Source organism: Paraburkholderia aspalathi (assembly GCF_905220735.1).
GTDB classification, from domain to species: domain Bacteria; phylum Pseudomonadota; class Gammaproteobacteria; order Burkholderiales; family Burkholderiaceae; genus Paraburkholderia; species Paraburkholderia aspalathi.
Window position 1 is genome coordinate 1666818 of record NZ_CAJNBA010000002.1, and the last position, 16372, is coordinate 1683189.

The 16372-nt window shown below is 62.9% G+C and carries 17 protein-coding genes and 1 riboswitch; of the genes, 5 read left to right on the forward strand and 12 right to left on the reverse strand.

Going from position 1 to position 16372, the window contains the following annotated elements; all coding sequences use genetic code 11:
* Nucleotides 1–49: 49 nt before the first annotated feature.
* The 3 genes from KHO30_RS18195 to KHO30_RS18205 form a co-directional block, all read right to left on the reverse strand.
* Entirely contained in the window at nt 50–697 is a 648-nt protein-coding gene (locus KHO30_RS18195) for an NAD(P)-dependent oxidoreductase (RefSeq protein ID WP_211701736.1), read from the reverse strand.
* Nucleotides 698–866: 169 nt separating this feature from the next.
* A complete protein-coding gene (locus KHO30_RS18200; RefSeq protein ID WP_175053410.1) occupies nt 867–1322 on the reverse strand; it encodes an Rrf2 family transcriptional regulator in 456 nt (151 codons plus the stop codon).
* 105 nt (nt 1323–1427) lie between these two features.
* On the reverse strand, nt 1428–1901 hold the full coding sequence (locus tag KHO30_RS18205) for a BCAL1086 family glycoprotein (RefSeq protein WP_167378273.1): 474 nt from the start codon (nt 1899–1901) through the stop codon (nt 1428–1430).
* 279 nt (nt 1902–2180) lie between these two features.
* Between KHO30_RS18205 and KHO30_RS18210 the strand changes: the two genes are divergently transcribed.
* Nucleotides 2181–2762 (forward strand): DJ-1/PfpI family protein, encoded by a 582-nt coding sequence (locus KHO30_RS18210; protein ID WP_054034667.1) that lies wholly within the window; start codon nt 2181–2183, stop codon nt 2760–2762.
* A gap of 129 nt (nt 2763–2891) precedes the next feature.
* Nucleotides 2892–3218 carry a hypothetical protein gene (locus KHO30_RS18215; protein ID WP_054034668.1) on the forward strand — a complete coding sequence of 109 codons (327 nt, stop codon included), beginning with the start codon at nt 2892–2894 and terminating at the stop codon, nt 3216–3218.
* Here KHO30_RS18215 and KHO30_RS18220 read toward each other — a convergent pair.
* On the reverse strand, nt 3205–4959 hold the full coding sequence (locus tag KHO30_RS18220; protein ID WP_093632752.1) for a sensor histidine kinase: 1755 nt from the start codon (nt 4957–4959) through the stop codon (nt 3205–3207). The genes KHO30_RS18215 and KHO30_RS18220 overlap by 14 nt on opposite strands.
* Before the next feature lie 408 nt (nt 4960–5367).
* Here KHO30_RS18220 and KHO30_RS18225 point away from each other — a divergent pair, with 408 nt between their 5' ends.
* Nucleotides 5368–6570, forward strand: coding sequence for an ammonium transporter (locus tag KHO30_RS18225; protein ID WP_200618564.1), 1203 nt, complete (start codon nt 5368–5370; stop codon nt 6568–6570).
* Nucleotides 6571–6613: 43 nt separating this feature from the next.
* Here the strand turns inward: KHO30_RS18225 and KHO30_RS18230 are convergent, their stop codons facing one another.
* Complete coding sequence (locus KHO30_RS18230) at nt 6614–6961, reverse strand: DUF190 domain-containing protein (protein ID WP_093632426.1); 348 nt, start codon at nt 6959–6961, stop codon at nt 6614–6616.
* Nucleotides 6962–7113: 152 nt separating this feature from the next.
* Nucleotides 7114–7190: riboswitch (Fluoride riboswitch) on the forward strand.
* An 80-nt stretch (nt 7191–7270) separates the two neighbouring features.
* Between KHO30_RS18230 and crcB the strand changes: the two genes are divergently transcribed.
* The gene (gene crcB / locus KHO30_RS18235; RefSeq protein ID WP_093632425.1) at nt 7271–7651 is read left to right on the forward strand and encodes a fluoride efflux transporter CrcB; all 381 of its coding nucleotides are present in this window, start codon (nt 7271–7273) and stop codon (nt 7649–7651) included.
* Nucleotides 7652–7714: 63 nt separating this feature from the next.
* On the opposite strand, the gene KHO30_RS18240 is transcribed toward crcB, so the two are convergent.
* Nucleotides 7715–8134 carry a DUF1801 domain-containing protein gene (locus KHO30_RS18240; protein ID WP_054040078.1) on the reverse strand — a complete coding sequence of 140 codons (420 nt, stop codon included), beginning with the start codon at nt 8132–8134 and terminating at the stop codon, nt 7715–7717.
* 262 nt (nt 8135–8396) lie between these two features.
* On the opposite strand from KHO30_RS18240, the gene KHO30_RS18245 reads away from it, so the two are divergent.
* Nucleotides 8397–9545, forward strand: a complete 1149-nt coding sequence (locus KHO30_RS18245; protein ID WP_093632423.1) for an acyltransferase family protein — start codon at nt 8397–8399, stop codon at nt 9543–9545.
* Between the two features lie 94 nt (nt 9546–9639).
* Here the strand turns inward: KHO30_RS18245 and KHO30_RS18250 are convergent, their stop codons facing one another.
* From KHO30_RS18250 to KHO30_RS18275, 6 genes are all read right to left on the reverse strand, one after another.
* A complete protein-coding gene (locus KHO30_RS18250; protein ID WP_211701737.1) occupies nt 9640–10230 on the reverse strand; it encodes a c-type cytochrome in 591 nt (196 codons plus the stop codon).
* Nucleotides 10223–11491, reverse strand: coding sequence for a sulfite dehydrogenase (gene soxC / locus KHO30_RS18255; RefSeq protein WP_211701738.1), 1269 nt, complete (start codon nt 11489–11491; stop codon nt 10223–10225). Before soxC ends, KHO30_RS18250 begins: the two co-directional genes overlap by 8 nt.
* A 116-nt stretch (nt 11492–11607) precedes the next feature.
* A complete protein-coding gene (locus KHO30_RS18260) occupies nt 11608–12645 on the reverse strand; it encodes an ABC transporter substrate-binding protein (protein ID WP_211701739.1) in 1038 nt (345 codons plus the stop codon).
* 41 nt (nt 12646–12686) lie between these two features.
* Entirely contained in the window at nt 12687–13517 is an 831-nt protein-coding gene (locus KHO30_RS18265; RefSeq protein ID WP_211701740.1) for an ABC transporter ATP-binding protein, read from the reverse strand.
* Entirely contained in the window at nt 13511–14557 is a 1047-nt protein-coding gene (locus KHO30_RS18270) for an ABC transporter permease (protein WP_200654035.1), read from the reverse strand. The genes KHO30_RS18265 and KHO30_RS18270 overlap by 7 nt, the downstream gene beginning before the upstream one ends.
* 60 nt (nt 14558–14617) lie before the next feature.
* Nucleotides 14618–16066, reverse strand: coding sequence for a SidA/IucD/PvdA family monooxygenase (locus KHO30_RS18275; RefSeq protein WP_211701741.1), 1449 nt, complete (start codon nt 16064–16066; stop codon nt 14618–14620).
* Nucleotides 16067–16372 lie beyond the last annotated feature (306 nt).

Genomic DNA, 16372 nt, shown 5'->3' on the forward strand with positions numbered 1-16372 from the left:
CGGGCGACGCGCGACACGAGCCGCGCGTGGTCCCGCCCTCCGTCAAGGCTCAATAAGCCACCGTCGCGATTTGACGGACGAAACGGCCCTGCTCCAATTCGTCGACAAAGGCGATCGCATAGTCTTCCGCGGAAATGCGGCTATTGCCTTCGGCGTCGGCCAGAAGCGTGTTCGCGCCCGTGCGGAACGTGCCGGTGCGCTCGCCCGGTGCAATCAGCGCGGCCGGCGCGAAAAACGTCCAGTCGAGGTCGGTGATGCCGCGGTAGTAATTGAGTGCATCGCGGTGGGCCAGTGCGACGGCTTTGTAGGCGTCCGGAAAACCGTCCGCGTCGACCAGTTGCTTGCCCGGCGCCACTTCGAGCGAACCCGCGCCGCCCACCACCACGAGGCGCTTCAAGCCCGCTGCGCGCACGCCTTCGACGAGCGCATGGGTCGCCTTGGACACCGCCGCAGGATCGTCATGCGGCGGCGCATACGCGCTCGCCACCACGTCGTGGCCACGCACCGCGGCGCCGACGCTCGCGGCGTCGAGCAGATCGGCCTGCGCGGCTTTGAGATTCGCCACACCCGCCGGCACACGTGCCGGATTGCGCGCCAGCGCCGTCACCTGATGCCCGCGACGAGCAGCTTCCGCGGCGATCCGCGAACCAATCGTGCCGGTGGCGCCGAACAACGCGATCTTCAACTGTTTGCTCATTTCAATGCTCCTGTGATTAGCTTATCTGTAACTATGTTGATTACATATCAAGTGGAAAAAAGAGGGGCGTAAGCCCCCGTCCGTTCTCAGGTGCGCAGGTTCAAGCTACACCGCGCGCGCCCTTCGATACCGCCTCATTGCTACCTTCTTAACCACACTCGTCGCCGCATCACCCATGCGAACGCCGTTTGCGTTCAAGCGCCCGTTCAGCGCGCATCAGATCGGCAGTCGCATCGGCCAGCGTGCGTGCGCCGAGCGACGCTTCCATGGCCTGCTGCGCTTCGTCGATAATACCGCGCAGCACAACCTGGATATGCCGCCCCACCATGCACGCCGGGTTCGGCTCCTCGCGATGCATGGCGAACAATTGCGCGTCGTCTACCGCGCGATACACCTGCAGCAAGGTGATCTCGTCAGGCGCCCTGGCGAGCAGCGCGCCGCCGCCCGCGCCGAGTTGCGAGGTCGTGAGACCCGCATCGGCCAGCATGCTCAACAAACGCCGGATCAACGCAGGATTCGTATTCACGCTTCCCGCGATCATCTCCGACGAGAGCGGCACGCCCTCCTGCAACGACAGCAGCGCGAGCACGTGCACTGCAAATGCAAACCGGCTACTCGTATTCACAGCAAACCTGCCCGGCGACGACAATGTGTAACCATAGTAATTACATTTAATCCGGCTGTCAAACGGATGACCGAGCACGAGCGGCCGGATGCGCCGGCCGCGATCTCACTTGTCCATCTGCTTTTGCGCATCGCTGGAATCGCTCGATGTCGACGCAGAAGCCGAAACGCCCGCCGCCGACGCCGAACTTTGCGCCGACCATTCCTGCAGCTTGCGCCCCGCCGTCTCGAGGCTCTGCCCGGTTAGCGCCGCCGCCTTGCCGAGTTGCGCATTGGTCGCGCTGGCCGCGCCTTGCAGGTTGGCTTGCGCGCTCGACGCCAGCGAGGCCGGATCGATCGTGATCGACGGCGCGGACGCCGATGAGAGGTTCTGCTGCGCGGCGGCCTTGGTCGCGTCGACCTGCTGGCCAACGTAGCTGGCCGCCTGATCGAGCTTCTGACCGGCGGCTTGCGCCGCATCGTTGAGCTTGCCGGCAACCTGTGCCGACGCGTCGTTCTTCTGACAAGCCGTGAGGCCGCCGAACACGAGGGCGACAACCGCGACGCGGCGCAACAACGGCGAACGAATGGATAAAGTCATATTTAAGTGTGAGCCGCGTCGAGCGGCTTCCGCATGCGAAAACGGGCTCATGATACGCCGTTGCGCGGCACGCTCTCCTCGGCGAGCACCTGGAAGCCCGCGGACCCGAAGCTGCCCGGCTGCGGCTCGAAACAATTGCACCAGCGCCGCCGTATCGCCAGCGTATAGTGCACGCCCTTCGAAATACTTCATTGCACACCTCGTCGCGGTTCTGTCAAACGTGTTGGAGTAGACTGCCTGAGCGTTCGATGTGTTCCGTTGATCAATAGGAGGCATGCGATGGCAGCAAAGAAGATTCTGTTCCTGACCGGCGACTTCGCCGAGGATTACGAAACGATGGTGCCGTTCCAGGCACTGCAGGCGGTCGGCCACGTCGTCGACGCGGTCTGCCCGAACAAGAAAGCGGGCGACAAGATCAAGACCGCGATTCATGATTTCGAAGGCGACCAGACCTACACCGAAAAACCCGGCCACCAATTCACGCTCAACGCAACGTTCGAGGACGCCGATCCGCGTCAATACGATGCGCTGGCAATTGCAGGCGGCCGCGCGCCGGAATACCTGCGGCTCAACCACAAGGTGATCGAACTCGTGCGGCAGTTCGCCGAAGCAGGCAAGCCGATCGCCGCGATCTGCCACGCCGCGCAACTGCTGGCTGCCGCCGACGTGATTCGCGGCAAGCGCATTTCCGCCTACCCGGCCTGCGCACCCGAAGTGAAACTGGCCGGCGGCGAGTACGCCGACATTCCGGTCGACGCGGCGATCACCGACGCCAATTTCGTCACCGCACCCGCATGGCCCGCTCACCCTGAGTGGCTGCGTCAGTTCCTCGTGCTGCTCGGCACGCGGATCGAACTCTGATCCTCAGGCGAGCGCCTTGCCCTCGCGGCACTGCGCGCTCGCCAGAACACACCCACATTTGAGACTCGTCCGATAGTTCGCAACGCAAGGGTTTCCTATAGTCGCCGGTTGACTTTGGAGCCCCTTTCGATGGAACTGACTGACTGGATCGTCATGCTCGCCGTGACGTTGATGGCGATTGCTTTTTTCTGCGCGCGTACACCGGCCAACTGGTCGCGAGAAAACCGTGCGCGGCGTCTGACTGGCACACGCATGCTGGTGCAAGCGGCGTGTTCGCTCTGGGCGGCGCTGTTGATCGTCGCGCACGGCCTGTTCGCCCTGGACGGCCTGCCCGGCCTGCACCCTGCGCCGCGCGAGGCGCTGACCGGCGTGGCGATCCTGCTCGTTTGCGGCTGCTACTGGTCGATTCGCGGCAGCAAACTCCTCAAGCCGCGCCGGCTCTTTACCGCGTACTGATACCCGATGCCGCATTGGCGGCATGTGCCGGCGCACCGCCGCGCGGGCCCTGGCCATCACGATCGCCGAGGCCCGCGCGTGCTTCGCGCACACCACGAATCGCCTGAACACCGTCTGCCTGCGTGGCCTGCGTTTCGACCGCCGGTTGCGCCGTCCGCACCTCGGCTTCGGGCAGCGACAGATAAAACGTCGTGCCAATGCCCTCTTTCGACTCCGCCCACACGCGCCCGCCGTGCCGTTCCACCACGCGCCGCACGAGCGCGAGGCCGATGCCCTCACCCGCCGCCACATTGCCGTGCAGCCGCTGAAACGCGTTGAAAAGCCGCGGCAGCGCGACCGCCGGAATACCCAGACCGTTATCCCGCACGTAGAAAATCCGTAGCGAATGCACGCCCGGCGGCGCCGGCGTCGTGCCGATTTCAACCCGGCCTTCGCGCGTGGGGTCCAGATAATTGACCGCATTGCCGATCAGGTTCGCGAACACCTGTTCGAGCGCGGTCGGGTCGCCCCAGACAGCCGGCAAATCCTCGACGATAACGTTCGCCCGGCGCGCCCGGATCGACCCCTGCATCGCATCGACCACGCGCGGCACGATGTCGCGCACTTCGACCTTTTGCTGCCGGTATTCCACACGGCCGACCCGCGACAGCCGCAATAGCGCGTCGATGATATGAGATGCCCGCAGCACGGCCGTCTGCAGGAAATGCAGCGCCTCGCCGATATCCTCGTCCACCACCCGTTCGATGCGCTGCCGCGACTCTGTCGCGAGCGACGACTGGCGCAGCACCACGCGCAGTTCGTCACACGCGCGAATCAGTTCTTTCGAGAAGCCTTGCAGATTCACCAGCGGCGCACGCAGGTCGTGCGACACGCTGTAGATGAACATTTCGTTTTCCTGAGTCTGTTGCCGCAAGGTCTCGTTGATGCGCGCCAGTTCGCTCGTGCGCCGCGCCAGATCGGACTGGAAACGCGCTTGGATGCGCTCGGCTTCGAGCAGGCGCCTGCTGGTTTCATGCAAGGTCAGATCGAGCCGTGCGATTTCATCGCGCCCCGGGCTGATCGGCGCCAGCGGCTCGTTGCCCGCGAGGCGCCCGGCGTTATCGGACAGCACCGCAAGCCGGCCGCGCACGCCGCGCGTGAACAGCCACACGGCCAGCGCGACGAATAGCAAGGAGCCGAACACGGCCGCGACGACCAGCGTCTGTTGCCGTTCACGCGCGGCAGCGGCGGCATTCGAGCGCAAGGTGTCGAGGCGCCGCTCTTCGGCCTGGAAAGCCACCACCTGTTGACGGAAACGATCGAGCACGTCGGCCGAGGCCAGGTCGCGGAAGCGATCGAGCAGGTCACGCCGCCGCCCCGAATGCAGCATGTCCTGAACGCGGTCGGACCATTGTCGATACCCCTGCACGGCCTGGCGCACCTGCACCACGCGCTCGACTTGCGCCGGGTTGTCGGCAACCAGCTCGGCCAGTTGATCGATACGACGGTCGACGTCCACCCACAAGGCGACCGGCGTCGTAAAGTGCGTGTCGTTGGCGAGCACCGCGCCGCGCAGCGCCACGGACTCACCCAGCACCGGATCGAGAATCGCGGTGGTCTGGCGCAGCACGTCTTCGCTATGGATGGCCCACCGTTCGGCTTGCGTCGCGTCGGCCTGCGCCATAACCAGGCCGGACAGCAACGCCAATTCGAAGACGGCCGGAATTGCGATCAGCAACAGGCCTTTAGTGGTCAGTCTCATGCGTGCGCATTGGAAGTCGATGGCCGGCAGATCGTGCGCGGGACGGCACATTATGTCGGCGTTTACGCAGGAAGACAAAGAGGATGCGCCACTAACCAGGCTTCTGCCGCCAAATACAAACCCGGGTGCAATGAATCCGCATAAAACGTCAGACTTTTGAATTAAACGTAAATCAAATCGAATGTCGTGCCCTGATTTGGATCACGACCACCGATACGAAGCCATAACGCACATATATGGTGCTTTTGTCATTGTCCGAGGTGCAAAAGATGGTGCATCACCAGATCGGGTATGGAAGTCATGAACCCCACCCCGGTGCGGTTTTGCACCTTATCGACGCTTTCGGCACAAATTTGGCCCACTTCTTGCATTCCATGCCCGCTTTTTTGTCATAAGCGGGACACATCGATGGAAAGTCTGAAAGCCGGCACCGATACCCTCTTCCTTTTGCTGGGTGCCGCGATGGTGCTGGCCATGCATGCGGGGTTCGCGTTTCTCGAACTCGGCACGGTCCGCAAAAAGAATCAGGTCAATGCGCTCGTCAAAATTCTGGTGGACTTCTCGGTCTCGACGATCGCGTATTTCTTCATCGGCTACACGATCGCCTACGGCGTGCAGTTCTTCGGCAGCGCCGAGTCGCTGGCCGCGCACAACGGCTATGCGTTGGTGCGCTTCTTCTTCCTGCTGACCTTCGCGGCGGCGATTCCCGCGATCGTGTCGGGCGGTATCGCTGAGCGCTCGAAATTCAATCCGCAACTGTTCGCCACCTTCGTGCTGGTCGGCTTCGTCTATCCGTTCTTCGAAGGGATCGCGTGGAACGGTCGCTTCGGTATTCAGGGTTGGCTCACCCAGGTGTTCGGCGTGCCGTTTCACGACTTCGCCGGTTCGGTAGTGGTGCATGCGTTTGGCGGCTGGGTCGCGTTGCCGGCCGTGCTGCTGCTCGGCGCGCGTCATGGCCGCTATCACCGCGATGGCGGCATCGCCGCGCATCCGCCGTCGAATATTCCGTTCCTCGCGCTGGGCGCATGGGTGCTCGCGGTCGGCTGGTTCGGCTTTAACGTGATGAGCGCGCAGACCGTCGACAAGATCAGCGGCCTCGTGGCAGTCAATTCGCTGATGGCGATGGTCGGCGGCACGCTGAGCGCGTGGCTCGCGGGCCGCAACGACCCCGGCTTCACGTACAACGGCCCGCTCGCCGGGCTGGTCGCGGTGTGCGCCGGCTCCGACGTGATGCATCCGCTCGGCGCGCTGGTGACGGGCGGCATTGCGGGCGTGCTGTTCGTGTACATGTTCACCTGCGTCCAAAACCGCTGGCGTATCGACGACGTGCTCGGCGTGTGGCCATTGCACGGTCTGTGCGGCGCGTGGGGCGGCCTCGCCGCCGGCATCTTCGGCTTGCATGCGCTCGGGGGACTGGGCGGCGTATCGTTCGGCGCGCAACTGATCGGCACGTTGGGCGGCATCGTGGTGGCGACGCTCGGCAGCACGCTCGTGTATGGGGCGATTCGCCTGACGGTGGGCTTGCGGCTCGACCAGGAAGACGAATACAACGGCGCGGACCTGTCGATCCACAAGATTTCGGCGACGCCGGAGCGCGAAAGCGTCGGCTGACGGCTTAACCGCTAGTTAGTCGCTCATTGACCGCAAACCAGGCTTAGCGGCGCGCCGGATGTTTCGCGTCCCCGTGTTCACCGATCAGGCCGAATTCGATCGGGCAACGCGTGTAGAACACCGGGAGGCAGCCCGCTCGCACCGCTTCGAGCAAGGCTTCCGCCTCCCCTTCGGTGACCGCGAAGATCACCAGTTGCGGTTGATCCGCCAGTTCGAAGAAGCGCGCTGCATGCCGCGCGCCAGCGTGGCCGACGCCTTCGGCCGCCGCCACGACGGTCGCGCCATGAATGCCGATGAGCTTCGCGATCGACAGCAGACATTCCACGACCGATTGATGGCCGTGGCGCCGGTTCTTCTCCGTATAGAACGTGAGCTGGTAGCCCTTCGTCATGTCGGCCTCCCGCGCGGTTGCGGCGTTGCAGTGGACCACGGCAGACGCTCGCAGGCCCTCTATTGATTCTAGATCACGCCCCACGCGATGCAGACCGGACACGCGCGCCGCGACGGCGCTCACCTGTCCCCAATGCCCTGCCAATGCTAGACTGGCGCGCTGGAGATGGCATTCTCCCGATGGCGTTCTCCCTCAACCGCCCTCGATGGCTGATGATGCCTGCTTCGCCCGGACGACTGCGGACGCGGCATCACGCCTTCCGCTCAAGCCCGGTTTGTCGACCTTTCGGCTTCGCCAGAGTACTTCTTCATGTATTTGTCCATTCTCGCGGTCGGCATCGGCGGCGCGCTCGGCTCGCTGTTCCGCTGGTTTCTCGGTATCCGTCTGAACGGCCTGTTCACGGGCATGCCGCTCGGCACCTTCGCCGCTAATGTGATTGCCGGCTACGTTATCGGCGTCGCGGTTGCGTGGTTCGCAAGGGTGCCGCAGATCGCGCCGGAATGGCGGCTCTTCGTCATCACAGGCTTGATGGGCGGCCTGTCGACGTTCTCGACGTTCTCAGCGGAAGTCGTGCAGCGCTTGCAGGACGGCCGGCTCGGCTGGGCGGCAGGCGAAATCGTCATTCACGTAGCGGCTTCGCTCATCATGACGATTCTCGGCATCGCGACCGTTTCGTTGCTGTCGCGCTGAGAACCGTAGATATTCCAATCAGCCTGATCGGCCTAAGCGCTTCCCCAAGATAACGCTATTGCTTCACGCCTCTTTAGCTTTATGTGCTTTCGCTCGAGTACTCGCCGGCGCATTTTTCTTCAATTTGGTCTGGTTGTACTCAATAGCGGCGCGCACGAGTTTCTTTAAAGCGGGCCCATTGACCTTATCGCCCTCGAGAAAATCGATCGCGCGTCTCGCGTTACCGTCGAGGCCCGCGTTGAAAAGCTTGTCGGGATCGGCGAGATTCGCCCCGTGGGCAAAGGTCAGCTTCACCTTCCCTTTATGAGCATTGGCGACCGCGATCATTCCGTCGCGGGACCACACCGGGCTTCCCATCCACTTCCATTCCTCGATGATCTCCGGGTCGGCTTCAAGGATGGTTTTGCGGATGCTGGCGAATGTTTTGCCACGCCAGTCCGTGATGCCTGCGATCAGCTGGTCAATGTTTTCCGATGGAGTCATTGGATCCTTGTGCCTCGAATTATTGTTCGGTTTCGACAGAGCCTAGCTTTGAATTGTGCCCGCATCAATCCATTCGGGCTAAAACCTATGTCAATGCCGCAAGGTATTGCTGTAAACCCGCACCTGACGCTGACAAAAACAACCGCCCAACATTGCATTTTACTGAGGCCTGGTGGGACATTTATTTCCCCATTTTTTTCGATTTTTGTTGATCACGACAGACGTAAGATCGCCGCAGCCTGAATAGAAGAAGGGGCAATAAATGGCGATCACCTTGAATCTCTCAGCGTCTGCGAATCTGAACAAGTCGCTAAAGATTGATGCGATTCGATTCCTCGCGGCTGTCTGGGTGCTGATGTATCACTTCAAGCCACCCGCGTTTAAAGAACTTCTGCCTCATCAACTCGCCTTCCTCGGCGGCGCACTATGGTCCGGCTCGACAGCGCTGTTCGCGGGCCCTGCCGCCGTCATCGTCTTCTTTGTCATTTCCGGCTATTGCATCCATAACGCATATCAAAAGGATGTGACGCTTAAGCCAATCAACTATTACGCGTCCAGATTCATCCGCATTGGATTACCGCTAGTCATCCTGCTGTGCCTCGTTCAACCGTTGCCGACGGGGCAGAACTATCTGGAGTCCGTGCTGTGGTCGCTCTATTGCGAGATGGTGTATTACGCCGCTTATCCGCTCCTGCGCGCCCGCTTTCGCTACATCGGCGAAATGATCGTTGGCTGCGCGGTTGCGGCGGGCGTGATGGTGGCTGTGGTTCGCCTGATCGGGCATCCCGTTTGCCACGGCTGCGTCATTGAGACGTATGGCGTTCCGGGTACGGCTTTACTGTATGCGGCCGGATGGATCTTCGGCTGCCTGATCGCGGAGACTCAGCGCAACGCGGAGCAGTTCCACGTTCGTGGCGCGTATTCGCCGCTTACCCTGATGATCAAGCGCGGCCTTGATCGCAGCACCCGCTTTCTCGCGAATCACCTGGTTGCGCTGAGAGTGGTGATTGTCGCTGCCGGGGCCGCCGTTATGATTCTGCTGTCCGAATCGAATCTCAAACCGGCCGTTGTGCCGTTGATTACGCCCGATATCACGCTTCCGCTATTTCAGTTCCTCGCGGCAATCTGGATCGCGGCGGAGACAGCCACGCCTTCCAGAGGCGGCGTCTGGTCCAGACTGGCTACTTTTGGCGCGTGGTCCTATAGCCTCTATCTTTGCCACAAGATGGCGCTCGCCCTGCTGGAAATGACCCGATTCGACGAGACGTCCCGATTCGCCTGGTTCGTGCAGGTGGCGTTGGCGTTCGCCATCAGCTACGCGTTTTACCGGATGATCGAAAAACCTTCGCATCTGATTTCCCAGCGGCTGCGGAAATACACACCGAATGCGCCTGCTGCGCCGGCTGCATGAAGCCGACTGCATGAGCGGTTACATGAGCGAGCCGGCAATAACGGTTAGCGGCGCTTCGGGCCCGCTCCCGGACCGTCCGATCAGCGCAAGCGCCTCATAGCTGCCCTGGACGCGGATCAGCCACAAAACCGCCGCGATTAGGCATCGCCACACGCGGCAGCGAGGCCGCGTCGAGCCGCGTATTCGCCGGCACGATGCCGTTCTGGTTGAGCAGAAATGCGCTGAGCGCGTACACCTCGTCGGCGGAAAGCGATTCAGGCGCGTTGTAGGGCATCGCGCGGCGAATATAGTCGAAGAGCGTCGTCGCATAGGGCCAGTAGCTGCCCACGGTGCGCTTCGGCTTCGCGCTGGTCAGTGTGCCCTGCCCACCCACCAGTTGATCGCCGAGACCGCCCTGCCCCTGCGCGCCGTGGCACGCCGCGCATTTTGCGGCGAATATGTGCGCGCCGGTGGCGACGTCGCCGCCGCCCGCAGGCAGGCCGCGGCCATCCGGCGCCACGTCGATGTTCCAGGCAGCGAGGTCCTGCTCGGTGAGCGGCGTGCCGATATCATGGATCGACCTGGCGCTCTGGTCACCCGGCGCAATCGATGAGCACGATGTCAGTGCCGTGAGCGAAAGCAGCACGGCCAGCGCGGTCCGTGCCGTTCGCGCCCGCACGCCGGTCAAACGGCGGTCATCACGCATTACGCACCTCGCCGTTAGCATCCACTCGCCATTGCTGGATCGCGTTGTAGTGGTACTGCGAATTCAGGCCACGCGCGGCGACGAGTTCGGCTCGTGTCGGTTGCACATAGCCGGTCGAATCGGTGGCGCGCGAAAGAATCGCAGTCGCACCGCCATCCCAGCGCCAGTCCGCCTGAAAACGCGTGAGCGCACGATCCAGGATCGCACCGTCCAGACGCGCGGGACGCCACGTCACGCCGCCGTCGGTCGACACCTCCACCTTGCGGATCGTCCCGCGTCCGGACCAGGCCAGACCCGTGATCGGGTAATAGCCGTGCGTGGTGAGCCGATGTCCCGGCGACGGCCGCGTGATCACCGACTTCGCATCCATCTCGAACGCAAACTGACGCGCGGTGCCGTTCGCGAGCAGGCTGGTGTACTTCGAGGTTTCCTCGCGCGTTTGCAACCGCGCATCGACCACCTTCAGCCTGCGCAGCCACTTGACGTTCGTATTGCCCTCGAAGCCGGGAACGATCAGACGCAACGGATAGCCGTTCTCAGGGCGCAAGCGTTCGCCGTTCTGCGCATAGACCACGAGCGCGCGGTCGAGTATCCGATCGAGCGGCAAGCTGCGCGTCATCGCAGCGGCATCCGCGCCTTCGGCCAGCAACCAGCCGCCGCCGCTTGTATTGCCGGACGCCGTCACACCGCCCACCTCCTCCAGCAAAGTCGACAAACGCACACCGGTCCATTCGCAGCACGACAGCAAACCATGCGTGAGTTGCACCGGCATGCCGCTCGGGCCATTCCATTCGTTGCCGGTATTGCCGGAGCATTCGAGAAAATGAATCCGCGATTCGGACGGCAGGCGCAGCAGGTCGTCCATCGTGAACAGTTTGGGCGTGCGTACGAGGCCATGAATGGCTAGCCGATGCTGATCGGGATCGATGTACGGCACGCCGCCGTGATGACGTTCGTAGACCAGACCGTTGGGCGTGAGCGTACCGTGCAGATCAGCAAGCGGCGTCATTGAAGAAGCCGCACCGGGCAGCGGCCACGCGCGCGCACTCCGCCGCACGACATTCGCCTCATACGGCGACGGCACGCCGTATGGATGCTCGAGTACAGGCCCGCCGGGCACCCGGCTCGACGACGCGACCTCGAGCGGCCGCAGCAGTTCGCTAGCTGCCGCGGCGTGTGAAACGACGAGACCGCCGGCCGCCAGACGACCCAGCAGTCGACGGCGGCCGCGCGATGGCGGAGAGTTGTGCGGGTTCATCATGGCGTCGGCGCATCATAGGCAAGCCGATTAGCGTAACGATGCCTTCCGCCACGGCCAAACGATAAATTCGACTATCGTTCGACACAAACCGCATATCGGACAGATACGGCGTGCCGTCAAGCCAGCACGTTCGAGAACACCCGATCCGCGAGACGATTGGAATCAGTCCCGCTGTTAAGCACGCCCACTGCCTTCAGGTCGTCGGCATAAAGCGAGATCTCCTTCTTGAACGCATCCCCAACCGGATGATGGCGATCGGTATGGCTCTTGAGCATCGCCGCCAGTTGGCCCGCATCGGCGGACGGCGTATAGACCGAGAAAATCGCGGCGGCATCCGCAGGATGATTCGCAGTCCACTCGGTCGCTTCGAGCAGCGCCTGCGTCAACGCCTGCGCGGTGGCGCGATCTTTTCGCACCAGCGTACCGCGCACGCCGAGCACACAGCACGAACGCGTCTGATATTCGCCGCACAGATTGTTCGACACCTCATACAAGTGGTCGGATTCGCGGATCGACCAGATCGTCGGGTCGCCATCCGCAATCGCCTGCACTTCGCCCTTCTTCAGCGCCTCGCCCAACAGGTTCGCCGGATACTGGCGCCAGTTCACGTCGCGCTCCGGATCGACGCCGATCTTCTTCAACACGATGGCGAAGAAATTCTTGGTCGGGCTCGCCATATCGCTCACGCCGATCGTGCGGCCTTTCAACCCAGCCACATCGACGATGCCCGACGCGCGCGTGGCCAGCAAACGCATGCACCCGCCGTGAATCCCGGCAGTGAGTTTCACATCGAAGCCCTGCTCCAGCGGCTTGATCCAACGCAGCGCCATGCCGACACCCGCATCGGACTTGCCCGTCGCGATTGCCTCGAGCAACTGATCGGTCGACCCTGAAAAATTCACGAGCTCCACCTGCAAGCCGTGCCGCTCGAAAAACCCCTGCTTCACCGCGACGGCGACAGGCGCGGTGCAGATCGCGCCCGCGTTCCAGGAAAGCTTGAGGGGTTTGAGCGGAGCCTGCGGCGTTTGAGCGAACGCGAGCGACCCCGGCATCAGCGACGCACCACCGAGCGCCGCCGCGCCCGCGGTCCAGGCCGTCTTGCGCAACCACGCGCGGCGGGCCGGACTCAGCGGCGATTCATCGTAGGGATTCATGGTTGACTGTTCCTCTGGTCGTTATCGATTGTTTTATTCGTTCAAGTGTCGAGCCCGAGCTGGGCGAGCACCTCGCGGCGCAGCGCCACCAGCTTCGGATCGTCGCGATGGCGCGGATACGGCGCGTCGTTGCGCACTTCGGCGACCACGCGCGCCGGCCGCTCGCTGAAAACGATCACGCGGTCGGCGAGCAACAGCGCTTCTTCCACGTCGTGTGTCACCAGCAGCGCGGAAAAGCGCGCGTCCAGCCAAAGCCGCGCCAGTTCATCCTGCATGCGGATACGTGTGAGGGAGTCGAGCTTGCCGAACGGCTCGTCCAGCACCAGCAGCGCCGGATCGTTGACGAGCGCGCGGGCCAGCGCCACGCGCTGCGCCATGCCACCCGACAATTGATGCGGAAACGCTTCGGCGAATTCACTGAGGCCGACTAACTCCAGGGCGGCGTCGATCCGCTGCTGCGCCTGCTTCTCTTGCGGGCCGTTGTGTCGCGCGAAGCGTTTGCGCTGCGCCTGCGGACCGACCCCGACATTGCCGCGCACCGTACGCCACGGGTACAAGGTCGGGTCCTGAAACACCACCACACGCGACGGATCGGGACCGGCGATTGCAGCACCATCGGCCTGCACGCTGCCCTGCGTCGGCGTATCGAGTCCAGCGACCAGCCGCAGCAAGGTGGACTTGCCGCAACCACTCGGGCCGAGCAGCGCGACGAACTCGCCCGGCTCAACCGTGAAACTGACATCCTGAAGCACTGGCAACGCGGCGCCTCGCAGCGCGAATTGATGACTGACGTGGCGCACGTCGATGCGCGCGCCGTCGCGGACCGGCCGAGTAGCGGCCGACTGATTCAACACTTCGGGTACGGCTACCATTTGAGCAATCCCTTTTGCCAGGCCAGCAAGCGGTCACGCACACGAAACAGCAAGGTGATCAGACCGGAGCACATCAGCGCCATCACGAGCAGCGCGGCATACATGTTCGAATACGCCGCCCAGCCCTGGGCCCATTGCAGATACCAGCCAAGCCCCGCTTTCACGCCCATCATCTCCGCGACGATCAGCACCGAAAACGATGCGCCAAGACCCATGAACAGGCCGACGAACACAGACGGCAGCGCCGCCGGAATCGCCACGCGCAGAATCAGAAAAGCGGGCCGTGCGCCGAGCGTGCGCGCGATGTCGTAATAGGCCGAATTGACACCGGCCACTCCCGACCAGGTCAGCACCGCAACCGGGAAGGCGGTCGCCAGCGCGATCAGGAACACACTTGCGCTAAAGCTCGACGGAAAGAAGAAGAACGCCAACGGCAACCATGCGGTAGCCGGCAGCGGCCCGATCAGGCGCAAGACCGGATGGACCCAGTAGCTCACGGCCTGCGACCAGCCGATGCTCACGCCCGTCACGAAGCCAGCCACGGCGCCTAACACGTAGCCATAGGCGAGTAGCCCGAACGAATGCACGACGCTCGAACCAAGCCGCGGGTAGTCTTCGGCATAGACACCGATCAGCGCTTGCGGTGGCGCGAAAAAGGGCCGCGGCAGCCATTCGAGTTGTGCCGTGACGACTTCCCATGCGCTCAGGCCGAGCGCCAGCGCGAGCAACCATGGCATTGCCCCAAGCCATGCGCCGGTGCGTGTGGGCGTCGTCGCTTGAGTGGTCGAATTGCGCCATCCCGCTACCGCCGTTGCAACAGCAAATGCCGCCAGCACCAGCTTCAACGCGATAAATTCTTTCGTGTACGGCCAGTCGTCGGCACTCGGCCACCACTCGGTCAGCGCGGCGCTGCCGAACCACGCTATGGCAGCGAGGCCAGCAATCAAAACACCGCGTGAAAACCCACGCCGTGTTACGGCGCGGCCGACGTCGCCGATAGCCGGCGCTCCTGTCGTGATCGATTCGAATTGCGTAGACATAGCGGCTCCTGCCTCTCGCCTGGTTGAACTATCGTGACCGCGTGCTTGCTACGATCCGCTTCACGCGACGTCAACCCTGTCGCGCTGCCAGACGCTCTGTGCGTAGACTGAATCGTCGAAATCCGCGGCAATGTCGCCGTGAATCCGTGCTTCATGCGCGTCCAGATCGGCGAGAAACAGATCGCGGCTGATTCGCTGCACCACGGCGGGAATATCGCGCTTCATGCTCGGCACGTCGCCGACCGGCAAGCCGAAACTAACGAAGGCCGCCGGGTTGTAGACGTGGATGTGCTTCAGATAAGGCGCTTCGCCCTCGACCTTCTCGAGGTATTCGAGCGCGGCGCCGAGATACGGATGCGCGCCCAGCGCGTCATCGCTATCGGCTGCAGCGGGCACGTATTGATCGCGCCACAGGCGGATATGCCCGGCGATGTGCGCCAACTCCGGCCGCAGCGCCGGATCGATCACATAGCCCGTGCCGGCAATGACGAAATCGAATGCGAACGACTCACCCGCCACGTCGGTCTCGACACGCTGGTCTCTGACGCTTGCATGTGTCCACGGCGCGCCGAGATGCAGATGAAAGTTCGGAAAGCGGGTGACGCGCTCCACGGCGTCGACTGGCGGCGTCGAGCCGGCAACGCGGAAGCGCCGCGCCTGCGACCAGCGAATCGCGTCTGGCAGATGGAAATAATTGTCGTACGCGCCAGGATAAGCGCGTGTGCGGGTCACCGGCACCGAGGCAATCCGCTCACGACGCACGAACAGATGCACTTGCCCTGCACCGGCTTCGAGCGCCGTGCCCGCCGCATCGAATGCGGATGCCGCGCCGCCGATCACCGCCACGGATTTGCCGCGCAGCGCAGCAAAATCGATCGCCTCGGAAGTGTGTGCACGAAGTGTCGACGGAAGGCTTTTCACCACTGCAGGAATGTTCGGCCCACCGTTACCCGCAACGCCATTGCCGAGCACGATCTTGTGTGCCGTCTCCACGATGTTGCGCACTGTGGCGCCATCGCGTACTTCCAGATGCAAACGGAAATGCTCACCTACCGGTTCGATTCGCGTAAGCCGCGTGCCGTAGCGAATCGGAATCTCGAGGAAATGCCGGTACCACGCGAGATATTCTGCCCAACGCGTGCGAGGAATCCGGTCGATCTCCGCATACGAATCGGCGCCGAAGCGCGCTTCATACCATGCCTGGAAGCTCAGCCCCGGCAGACCCGCCTCAGGGCCCACCAATGATTTAGGGGTGCGCAGCTTATTCATGCGGGCGCGATCCAACCAGACGCCCGCTTGACCCTCATCTGCTGCGGCATCGATCACGCTAACCTGACCGATGCCGGCGCGCCGCAGGGCGAAAGCGAACGCCGCGCCGGTCTGTCCACCGCCGACAACCACCACGTTATGGTCGATGCCCTCGCGCGGCGGGACCCAGTTATCAGGTGCTGGACCGATCAGCCGCAGTGTGTCGAGCGCAGGCTGATCGGGGTGATGGGATTGCGTCATGGTGTCGGGTTCGGTCTGGGAGTTGAACAGCAGACGGATGCGTCGAAATCGAATGGCGCGGCCATCGGACGATCAAGTATCGCGGCGCCGCAGGCTTACCCAAACCAACAAATTTCGCTTTGCTTATTTGTTTCGTGACCGTCAGCGCCCTCTTTCGTGGCCGACAGCACCCTCCCGAGCCACGCCAGGAAAAACGAGCACTTTAATCGCATTGCGATTAGTTGCATTTCAATGCGATTTTTTTACTCATATGCTTTTTCTCAGGCAACGCAGGTCCCGTCCCACCTGGGTCGCAGCCGACCGCAT